At 66.1% G+C, this 10,058-nt stretch carries 8 protein-coding genes; 7 read left to right on the top strand and 1 reads right to left on the bottom strand.

Annotation, left to right across the window (positions count from 1 at the left end):
- Positions 1-192: 192 nt before the first annotated feature.
- The 4 genes from GSQ89_RS35950 to GSQ89_RS39930 all read left to right on the top strand — a co-directional run bounded on the left by GSQ89_RS35950 (position 193) and on the right by GSQ89_RS39930 (position 4,578).
- Positions 193-855: a tetratricopeptide repeat protein gene (locus tag GSQ89_RS35950; RefSeq protein WP_158932904.1), complete on the top strand. Its 663-nt coding sequence runs from the start codon at positions 193-195 to the stop codon at positions 853-855.
- A 35-nt stretch (positions 856-890) separates the two neighbouring features.
- On the top strand, positions 891-2,240 hold the full coding sequence (locus tag GSQ89_RS35945) for a PQQ-like beta-propeller repeat protein (protein ID WP_158932903.1): 1,350 nt from the start codon (positions 891-893) through the stop codon (positions 2,238-2,240).
- A 5-nt stretch (positions 2,241-2,245) separates the two neighbouring features.
- Positions 2,246-3,604, top strand: coding sequence for a ribosome biogenesis GTPase Der (gene der, locus GSQ89_RS35940; protein ID WP_158932902.1), 1,359 nt, complete (start codon positions 2,246-2,248; stop codon positions 3,602-3,604).
- A 260-nt stretch (positions 3,605-3,864) separates the two neighbouring features.
- Positions 3,865-4,578 carry a cold-shock protein gene (locus GSQ89_RS39930; protein WP_305782269.1) on the top strand — a complete coding sequence of 238 codons (714 nt, stop codon included), beginning with the start codon at positions 3,865-3,867 and terminating at the stop codon, positions 4,576-4,578.
- Between the two features lie 92 nt (positions 4,579-4,670).
- Here the strand turns inward: GSQ89_RS39930 and alaS are convergent, their stop codons facing one another.
- Positions 4,671-7,310, bottom strand: coding sequence for an alanine--tRNA ligase (gene alaS, locus GSQ89_RS35930; RefSeq protein WP_158932901.1), 2,640 nt, complete (start codon positions 7,308-7,310; stop codon positions 4,671-4,673).
- A gap of 164 nt (positions 7,311-7,474) precedes the next feature.
- Here alaS and GSQ89_RS35925 point away from each other — a divergent pair, with 164 nt between their 5' ends.
- The 3 genes from GSQ89_RS35925 to GSQ89_RS35915 form a co-directional block, all read left to right on the top strand.
- Positions 7,475-8,464, top strand: a complete 990-nt coding sequence (locus GSQ89_RS35925) for an acyl-CoA dehydrogenase family protein (protein ID WP_158932900.1) — start codon at positions 7,475-7,477, stop codon at positions 8,462-8,464.
- Positions 8,461-9,027 (top strand): DNA-3-methyladenine glycosylase I, encoded by a 567-nt coding sequence (locus GSQ89_RS35920; RefSeq protein WP_158932899.1) that lies wholly within the window; start codon positions 8,461-8,463, stop codon positions 9,025-9,027. Before GSQ89_RS35925 ends, GSQ89_RS35920 begins: the two co-directional genes overlap by 4 nt.
- Before the next feature lie 6 nt (positions 9,028-9,033).
- A partial coding sequence (locus tag GSQ89_RS35915; RefSeq protein WP_158932898.1) for an amidohydrolase occupies positions 9,034-10,058 on the top strand: 1,025 nt, incomplete at its 3' end.

Here is a 10,058-nt window from a genome sequence, read left to right as displayed (position 1 = left end):
GTCGGTCATGCCGCACCCCGCCAACGGAAGGAGACTCAATAGGAGAATCGTTTTCATCCCCGCATCGTGCGCCCTAAAAGTAAATGAACCCTTGCCGAACCACCGGTTTGCGGCCACACCGCGACGCCGCTATGGTCCGCCGCCGCCGGCGTTCGGGTGCGGTGGCAGGTACAGGCAGGCGAGAGAATCCGCGTGGTTGATATTTTCGACGAGATCGAGGAAGACCTCCGGGCAGAGCGTGCCGAAAAGCTGCTGAAGAAATACGCATGGCTGCTGATTGTCGTCATCGTGGCGATCGTCGGTGCCGCGGCTGGTTGGCAGCTTTGGAGCCGCCATAAAAATCAGCAGGATGCCGCGGTTGCCGGGCGTTATGTCGCGGTGCAGACCGCGTTGGAGCAGCCCGGCACCGACAAGGCGGCGCAGCTTGCAGCCCTCGACAGACTCGCCGCCGATGCGCCTGAGGGTTACCGGACCCTCGCCCGCATGCGCGCCGCCGGCCTGAAAGCCGATGCCGGCGACGTGCCGGGGGCGGTTGCACTGTGGAACGCCGTCGCCGCCGATTCTAACGCCGACCCGCTGCTGCGCGACCTCTCCTCTCTGCTGGCGACCGAACGTGAGCTGGACCACGGCGATCCTGGCCAGCTTGAGGCTCGGCTGAAGCCGCTGGCCGCACCCGGCAATCCGTGGTCGGCGCTGGCGCAGGAGCAGCTTGCGGTGCTGGACCTGCGGCAGGGTAAAGTCGATGACGCGCGCAAGACGCTGCAAACGCTGGCGGCTGGGCTTGAGTCCCCGACCGGCCTGCGGGCCCGAGCGAATGCCCTGCTGGTGGGGCTGGGCCCGCAAGAGGCGAAATGACGGCCGAACCAACCAACCGACAGGGAAGCCTTGGCGTGAGCGTGAATGCGTCTTCGAAAACCGGTCTGCTGACCCGCCGGACCGCGCTGCTGGCCCCGCTTGCGCTGGCGGGATGCTCGTCGCTCGATTCCTGGTTCGCCGCGAAGAAACCGCCTTTGCCGGGCAAACGCGAGTCGATCTTCTCGGGTCGCGGCGGGCTGACGGTGAGCGACGGCATGCCGAAGGTTGTGTTGCCGCCGGCCGTGCGGAACGCCGCCTGGCCGCAGGCCGGTGGCAATCCAACGCATCTGATGGGGCATTTGCTGGCCAACGACCACCTGGCCGAGGCCTGGAAGGTCGACATCGGCGACGGCGGCGGCCTGCGGAAAGTCATCATGGCGCAGCCGGTCGTCCTGAACGGCATCGTGTTCGCCATGGACTCCGATGCCAAGGTTTCCGCCTTTAGCCTGGCTGACGGCAATCGCCTGTGGCGGGTCGATACCAAGCCGAAGGACCGCGGCCACAGCACCAATGTCGGCGGCGGCCTGGGGGCGGACGGCACGACCATGTATGCGGTCAACGGGCTGTCGCAGCTTGTTGCGCTGGATGCCGCCACGGGCAAGGAGAAATGGCGGCAGGACATCGGGGTGCCGGGCCGCTCCGCGCCCACGATCGCCGACGGCCGGGTGTTCGTCATCACGATCGACGACCGGCTTTTGGCCTATACCGCGGCGGATGGCCGCCAGCTTTGGACCCACGAGGCCACCGCCCCGGTGACCGCCATGCTGGGCGAGCCGGCACCGGCGTATTACCAGGGGCTGGTCGTGGCCGGCTTCGGATCAGGAGAGCTGACCTGCGTGCGGGCCGACAGCGGCAGCGTCGTCTGGACCGACGGCCTGGGTGCGTCCGCGGGGCGGGCGTCGACGGTGGATTTTCTGTCGATCCGCGGCTTGCCGGTGATTGTCAACGGGCTGGTGTATGCCATCAGCATGGGTGGCCTGCTGGTCTGCAACGACGTCCCGACCGGACGGCGGGTGTGGGATCGGCAGGTCGCTGGTGAGGACGCGCCCTACATCGCCGGTGACTGGATGTTCCTGATTTCCGCCGAACAGCAGATCGCGGCCCTGAGCATCGCCGACGGCCGGGTCGCCTGGGTCACGCAGCTTCCGCAGTGGGACGATCCCAAGACGAAGAAGCATACGCTGACATGGTACGGCCCGCTGCTGGTCAGCGACCGGCTGATCGTGACGGGAACCAGCCAGGATGCGCTGTCGGTCAGCCCGTATACCGGAGATATTCTTGGCCATATTACGCTGTCGGAGTCGGCCGCGCCGTTCGCCCCCGTCGTCGCCGGCGGCACGGTGCTGCTGGTTTCCAACGATGCGCGGCTGATCGCGCTCAGGTAGGATCCATGTTGCCGCCCTCGTTGCCGATTGTTGTTATCGCCGGGCGACCCAATGTCGGCAAATCGACGCTGTTCAACCGCTTGGCCGGCCGGCGCATTGCGTTGGTTGCCGACACGCCAGGCGTGACGCGCGACAGCAAGGATGCCGAGGCGCAGTTGCGCGGCCGCATGGTGCGTCTGATCGACACCGCGGGGCTTGAGGAATCCGCGCCCGAAACCCTGGCCGGCCGTATGCGGGCGGGGTCTCAGAGCGCGGTGTCGCAGGCCGATCTGGTGCTGTTCGTGCTGGATGCACGAGCGGGTGTCACGCCGCAGGACGAGCATTTCGCCCAGTGGCTGCGGCGCCAGGGCAAGCCGGTGCTGCTGGTCGCCAACAAGGCCGAGGGGCGCATGGCGACGTCCTCGATTCTTGATGCGTATGCGCTGGGCCTGGGCGATCCGGTTGGCGTTTCCGCCGAACATGGGGAAGGCGTGGCCGACCTGATGTCGGAGATCGCCGATCGCCTGCCGCCGGCGGTTCCGGAGCCCGTTGAGGATTTTGACGACAACCGCCCCTTGAAGCTGGCCATCGTCGGCCGTCCCAATGCCGGAAAGTCGACGCTGATCAACCGCCTGCTGGGCGAGGAGCGGATGATCACCGGCCCGGAGCCCGGGCTGACCCGCGACGCCGTGGCCACGATCCTGTCGGACGACCAGGGGCGGGCGATCGAACTGGTGGACACCGCCGGGATGCGCCGCCGAGCCAGGGTGGAGGAGCCGCTGGAGAAGATGTCTGTCAGCTCCGCCATCCAGGCGTTGAAGATGGCCGAGGTCGTGGTGCTGACGCTGGACGCCGCCGAGGGCATTCATGACCAGGACCTGCAGATCGCTCGCCTAGTCGAACGTGAAGGCCGAGCCTGTATCGTTGCCCTGAACAAATGGGACGCGGTGGCCGACCGCAATGCCACGCGCAAGGCGATCATGGAACGGCTGGAGGACAGCCTGGCGCAAATGAAGGGCATCCCGGTGGTGACCCTGTCCGCGCTGACCGGGGCCGGTGTGGACCGCCTGTTGCCGGCCGTCCGGCTGGCGCATGAGGTGTGGAACAAGCGCATTCCCACCGGAGAGCTGAACCGCTGGTTCGAGTATGCGCTGGAGGCCCATCAGGCGCCCTTGGTCAGCGGCCGCCGTCTGAAGCTGCGCTATGTGACACAGGCGAAGGCTCGGCCGCCGACGTTCGTGGTGTTCGGCACGCGCGCCGAACAGACGCCGGAAGACTACACGCGGTATCTGGTGAACAGTCTTCGCGAGACGTTCAAGTTGCCCGGCACGCCGATCCGATTGCAGTTGCGTGGGACGAAGAACCCGTTTGTGGACGACGAATAGGCGGACGGCGGTTTGCGGCGGGCCGATTCATCACGCGAACGTTACACCCCGGCTGGCGTAAGGGCGAAGAATCGGCCCCTGGCGGATTTTTTGTCGATTCGCTATGGGCGAAATGCACTTCACCCGGTATAGTTAAAGCATCCGCCGTGGACCATTTGGATACGGTATGCAATGCTTGGCGAGTTTGTTATGCTTACCCAGGTACGCCTTACCCGAACGGGTGCAAGCCGGCGAACATGTCGACAGTGGCAATGGCCGCCATGAACAACGCTTATGATAATGGGGACGATTTTCTCTTGAACATGACCAACCGCGGCCGCGGACGCCCAAGCCGGCGCCGCGGCTTCGATGACGACTTCAGCTTTGATCGTGCTCCGCCAGGCGAATTGCCGCGGGCCGCACCGTCTTGGCCCTCCTCGGCGGGTTTCGGCCCCGAACATGACGCGACCGTCAAGTGGTTCAACCCTGAAAAAGGGTTTGGCTTCGTGGCGCTGTCGGATGGTTCGGGTGATGCATTCTTGCACGCGAACACGCTCAACCAATCAGGCCACAATGCCGTCAGTCCGGGGGCGACCCTGCGGGTGCGCATTGGTCAAGGCCAAAAAGGCCGCCAGGTGTCGGAGGTGATTTCGGTTGACGAGACCACCGCGACCCCGACGGCCAGCCGTGGTGGCGGCATGGGTGCCGGCGCACCACGTGGTCCGGCTGGCGGCGGGTTCGGCGACCGTGGCGCCGCGCCGCGCCGGGGCGCACCGAGCGGTCCGTCGGTGGAGATGCAGGGTACCGTGAAGTGGTACAATGCGACCAAGGGCTTTGGCTTCGTGGCGCCATCCGAGGGTGGGAAGGACGTGTTCGTGCATGCCTCCGCCCTGCAGCGGGCCGGGGTCATGCAGCTTGCCGAGGGCCAGACGATTTGGATGGACGTGGTGCAGGGCGCCAAGGGGCCAGAGGCGACGTCGATCCGGATCAGCTAACGGTCTCGGCTGGTCGTGTTGGATGGGCTTCGGCGTTGAATAGCGAATGCGGCTGTGGACTTCGGTTCACGGCCGCTTTGCGTTTTTGGGGGTTATCCGGCCAGGGCCGCCCGCACCGCGGCCAGTGCCTCATCCGCTTTGGTGCTGTCCGGGCCGCCGGCCTGAGCCAGGTCAGGCCGTCCACCACCGCCCTTTCCGCCCACTGCCGCGGACGCCGCGCGCACCAGGTCGACCGCGCTGATCCGGCCCGTCAGGTCCGGTGATACCGCCACAACGATGCTGGCCTTGCCGTCCGCTGTGGATACCAGCGTGACGACGCCCGACCCCTGTTGTTTGCCGATCGCCTCGGCTAGGCCTTTCAGGTCCTTGGCGGGCACCTCGCCCAGGTTGCGGGCCGACAGCATGATACCATCGATATCCTCGGCCGCCGCGGTCCCGCCGCCGGTCGCGAGTTTCTTTTGCAGCTCCGCCACCTGGTTTTGCAGCTTCTTCCGATCGTCCAGCAGCGCTGCGATGCGGTCGGGAACCTCGGCAGGGGCGGCGCGCAGGGCGCCGGCGGCGTCGTTCAGCCGGGCCTGGATTTCGGCGATTGATGCTTCGGCGGAGGCGCCTGTGACCGCCTCGATCCGGCGCACGCCGGCGGCGACGGCCGTCTCGCCGACGATCCGGAAATAGCCGATGTCGCCGGTGCGGCGGACATGGGTGCCACCGCATAGCTCGATCGACCAGGCCGGTTTGTTGCCATCCGGTTCGCCCATCGCGACGACGCGGACTTCATCGCCGTATTTCTCCCCGAACAGCGCCATCGCGCCGAGTTCGACGGCCGCGTCCGGAGTCATCAGGCGGGTGGTGACCTCCGAGTTTTCGCGGATGCGGGCGTTCACCTCAGCCTCCACCCAGTGCAGTTCGTCGGCCGTGATCGGGCGCGGCTGGGAGACGTCGAAGCGCAGGCGGTCGGGGGCGTTCAGGCTGCCTTTCTGCTGCACGTGAGTGCCGAGCTTGCGGCGAAGGGCCTCGTGCAGGAGGTGGGTGGCGGAGTGGTGGGCGCGGATCGCACCGCGGCGGGCGTGATCGACGACGGCGACCACCGGGATGCCGGGTTTCGCGACACCCGCCTCGACACGGCCGAGATGGACGAAGAGATCGCCCAGTTTCTTCTGGGTGTCGGTGACGGTGATGACCAGGCCGTCGGGGCCGGAGATAGTGCCGGTGTCGCCGACCTGACCGCCGCTTTCGCCGTAAAACGGGGTCTGGTTCAGGATGACCGCGACATCGGTGCCGGCCGGAACGCTGTCGGCCTGGGCGCCGTTCACGACCAGGGCGAGAATTTCGCCCTCGGCGCTTTCGGTGGCGTAGCCGAGGAATTCCGACGCGCCGGTCTTTTCTTTGATCTCGAACCACACCCGTTCGGTGGCGGCGTCGCCGGACCCGGCCCAGGCGGCACGGGCTCTGGTGCGCTGCTCCTGCATCGCGGTTTCGAAGCCGACCAGATCGACACTTCGGCCCTGTTCGCGCAAGGCGTCCTGGGTCAGGTCGAGCGGAAAGCCGTACGTGTCGTACAGGCGGAAGGCGACCGCGCCGGGCAGCGGTTCGTTGTTGCCGAGACGGACGGTTTCCTCGGCCAGAAGGTGCAGGCCGCGTTCCAGCAGGCTCTTGAAGCGGGTTTCCTCCAATAGCAGCGTTTCGCTGATCAGCGTCTCCGCGCGCACCAACTCGGGGTAGGCGGCGCCCATCTGGCGGATCAGGGCGGGCACCAGGCGGTGCATCACCGGGTCCTTCGCACCCATCAGCGTGGCGTGGCGCATGGCTCGGCGCATGATGCGGCGCAGGACGTAACCGCGTCCCTCGTTCGACGGCAGCACCCCGTCAGCCATCAGGAACGACGTGCTGCGCAGGTGGTCGGCGATCACCCGATGGCTGGTCTTGAACGGGCCGTCGGGATCCTGGCCGGTCGCTTCGGCGCTGGCCAGGATCAGGGCACGGAAGAGGTCGATGTCGTAGTTGTCGTGTTTGCCTTGCAGGATGGCGGCGACGCGCTCCAGGCCCATGCCGGTGTCGATCGACGGCTTCGGCAGCGGCGTGCGGGTGCCGGGAGGGCCTTCCTCGAACTGCATGAAGACCAGGTTCCAGATTTCGATGAACCGGTCGCCGTCCTCGTCCGGGCTGCCGGGTGGGCCGCCCGGGATGTGGTCGCCGTGGTCGTAGAAGATCTCGCTGCACGGGCCGCAGGGGCCGGTGTCGCCCATGCGCCAGTAGTTGTCGGACGTGGCGATGCGGATGATCCGGTCATCGGGCAGGCCGGCGACTTTCTTCCAGAGGACGGCGGCGTCTTCGTCTTCCGAGAACACGGTGACCAGCAGCCGGTCCTTGGGCAGCCCGTAGTCTTTGGTGACCAGTTCCCAGGCGTACGGGATGGCGGCTTCCTTGAAGTAGTCGCCGAAGCTGAAATTCCCCAGCATCTCGAAGAACGTATGGTGGCGGGCGGTGTAGCCGACATTGTCGAGGTCGTTGTGCTTACCGCCGGCGCGGACGCATTTCTGCGCCGTGGTGGCGCGAACGTAGGGTCGTTTTTCCTGGCCGGTGAAGACGTTCTTGAACTGCACCATGCCTGCGTTGGTGAACATCAGCGTCGGGTCGTTGCGCGGGACCAGGGGCGAACTTGCCACCGGCGTGTGACCGTTGCGGGCGAAATAGTCGAGGAAGGTCGCTCGGATGTCGTTGCTGCTGGCCATGGCGGTCAGGTGTTTCCCAAGTCTGCTGGTCGAAAGTGTGTTCACACGTCAGCGTGGGACGTAGCGCAGGGGCGGGCCGGTGTCACGGGTGGGGCGAGGTTTTCCCTGGATTCAGTGCGTTCAGCCCGCTGTTATGGTGAGTCTCTTCATGCCAAACTGACAGAATGACCGATGCGATTGATGACTGGTTGGCCCGCTGCCCCGATCCGGCAAGTGATCCACTGCCTGGCATGCGGGAAGCTGGGCTGTTTGATCCCGCGCCGGATTACGCGACGATCGCTCGGGTGAAGGCGGCGTTGGTCGAACGGACGGGGTTGCTGGGTGTTGCCAGTGTATGGGGCGGCAGGCAGCTCGTCGGGCGGCATTTCCTGGGGTTCGGGACGGACGAGCAGCGGGCGGAATGGGGCGGCCGAGCGCTGGCGGTGGCGATTTCGGAGCCGAAGGTCGGGGCGCATCCGAAGTTGCTGACGACGCGGGCCGATCCGGTTGATGGCGGTTTCCGGATCACCGGCCAGAAGGCCTGGGTCAGCAATGGCCCGTCGGCGGACGCGATTATCGTCTTTGCCATTACCGCCGAGGAAGCCGGCCGGAAGCGCTACAGCGCATTCATCGTCCCGCGGGGCACATCGGGTTTGGCGATGTCGGAAATGCCGGGGTTTCATGCGCTGCGGCCGTCGAGACACTGTCTGCTGACGCTGGATGGCTGCCTGGTGTTCGCCGGTGCGATGCTGGGACAGCCCGGATCGGCTTATGAGCGGATGGCGCTGCCGTTTCGGGACATTGAGGATGCGGTGGGGACGTTCGGCACACTGGGTGCTTTGCGGCACGCGATCGGCTTGTTCACCGGGGCGGCGCTGGAGCAGGCCGCGGACCTGGGGGCCATCGTGGCGTTGACCTCGGTGTTCGCTGCTGGCGCCGCGGCCGTGGTGGCGGCGTTGGACGCGGGGCAGTTCCGGACGGGCGACGCGACGCTGGTTGGTCTGCGTGTGCTGGCGCAGGATATCGTGTCGCGTCTCCGGTCTCTTTCGATGCCGGCGGCCGGAGAAATCCTTGCCGACCTGGACGCCGTCTTGTCGATCGCGCAGGGGCCTCGCTTGGCGCGGCAGACCAACCTCGGGCAGGCCGCCCTTCGTGCCGGGAAGCGTTCAGAATGACCATCAGCCGGTGCCATTGGGCGGAAACCGTCGACGCGCAGATGCAGGCGTATCACGACAGCGAATGGGGTGTGCCGCAGCACGACGACCGAGCGTTGTTCGAACTGCTGACGCTGGAGGGCGCGCAAGCCGGCCTGTCATGGCGCACCGTGCTGGTCCGCCGGGATGCTTACCGGGCGGCGTATCATGGTTTCGATATCGAACGCGTCGCGGCGATGACCGATGCGGCGCTGGAGAAGCTGCTGGCGGACTCGGCGCTGATCCGTAATCGGCTGAAGATTTTCTCGGTGCGGGAGAATGCGCGCGCGGCGCTCGCGGCGATCGCGGTGCATGGCAACCTCGACCATTATCTGTGGTCGTTCGTCGATCACACGCCGACCCGCAATGGCTGGACCGAGCGCGGGCAGGTGCCGGCGACGACACCGGTCTCCGACGCCATGAGCAAGGCGCTGAAGAAAGCCGGCTTCCGTTTTGTCGGTTCCACCATATGCTACGCGTTCATGCAGGCCACCGGGATGGTGGACGACCATCTGGTCACCTGCTTTCGCCATATCCAGGAGTAGCCGCCGATGCGCAATACCGAAGAAATCTGGCGTCTCGTCGATGCCCATCAGGCCGACTTTATCCAATTGTCCGACCGGGTCTGGGAGACGCCGGAGCTTTGCTATACCGAGTTTCGCTCCTGCGCCGAACACACGTCGATGTTGGAGGCCAAGGGGTTCCGCGTCACCCGCGACGTCGCCGGCATCCCGACCGCGGTGATGGGTGAGGCCGGTGAAGACGGGCCGGTGATCGCCATCCTGGGTGAATATGACGCACTGCCGGGGTTGTCGCAGGAGGCAGGCGTGGCGCAGGAGAAACCGCTGCCGGGTGCGGGTTTCGGGCATGGGTGCGGGCACAATCTGCTGGGGTCGGCCTCGATGCTGGCGGCGACGGCGGTGAAGGACTACCTGGAAACCAACGGCATCAAGGGGCGCGTCCGCTATTACGGCTGCCCGGCCGAGGAAGGTGGCGCCGCCAAGGGCTTCATGGCTCGGGCTGGGGCGTTCAGCGATGTCGATATCGCGATATCGTGGCATCCGTCATCGTTCACCGGCGTGAACCCGGCGAATTCGCTGGCCAATACCCGGATTGATTTTTCGTTTCATGGCAGAGCGTCGCATGCGGCGGCGTCACCGCATTTGGGGCGGAGCGCGTTGGATGCGGTGGAACTGATGAGCGTTGGCGTGAACTACATGCGGGAGCACATGCCGTCCGATGCACGGGTGCATTCGGCGATCCTGGATGCCGGCGGGGTGGCGCCGAATGTGGTGCAGGCATTTGCAAAAGTCCGGTACCTGATCAGGGCGACGACGCTGCCGGAATTGTCGAAGCTGATCGAGCGGGTGCGCAAGATTGCCGACGGGGCGGCGCTGATGACGGAAACCCGGGTCACCGCGCAGGTGGTCAGCGCGGTTTCCAATCTGCTGGCGAACACGCCTTTGGAGCGGGCTATGCAGGACAATCTCGATCGCATTGGCGCGCCGCCGTTCGATGAGGCGGATCGGAAAGCCGCCGCCGAATTCCAGGCGACGCTGACCGACGAGGATATCGA

This window comes from Acidisphaera sp. S103, from assembly GCF_009765975.1.
Taxonomy (GTDB): domain Bacteria; phylum Pseudomonadota; class Alphaproteobacteria; order Acetobacterales; family Acetobacteraceae; genus Rhodopila.
Note: the sequence above shows the minus strand (reverse complement) of the source record. Positions and strands in the feature narration are given on the sequence as shown.

Bases quoted from the DNA above. Each gene is read 5' to 3' on its own strand.
- alaS (WP_158932901.1), bottom strand. From the start codon at position 7,310: ATGGCCAGCAGCAACGACATCCGAGCGACCTTCCTCGACTATTTCGCC.
- GSQ89_RS35925 (WP_158932900.1), top strand. From the start codon at position 7,475: ATGACCGATGCGATTGATGACTGGTTGGCCCGCTGCCCCGATCCGGCA.
- der (WP_158932902.1), top strand. From the start codon at position 2,246: ATGTTGCCGCCCTCGTTGCCGATTGTTGTTATCGCCGGGCGACCCAAT.
- GSQ89_RS35920 (WP_158932899.1), top strand. From the start codon at position 8,461: ATGACCATCAGCCGGTGCCATTGGGCGGAAACCGTCGACGCGCAGATG.
- GSQ89_RS39930 (WP_305782269.1), top strand. From the start codon at position 3,865: ATGAACAACGCTTATGATAATGGGGACGATTTTCTCTTGAACATGACC.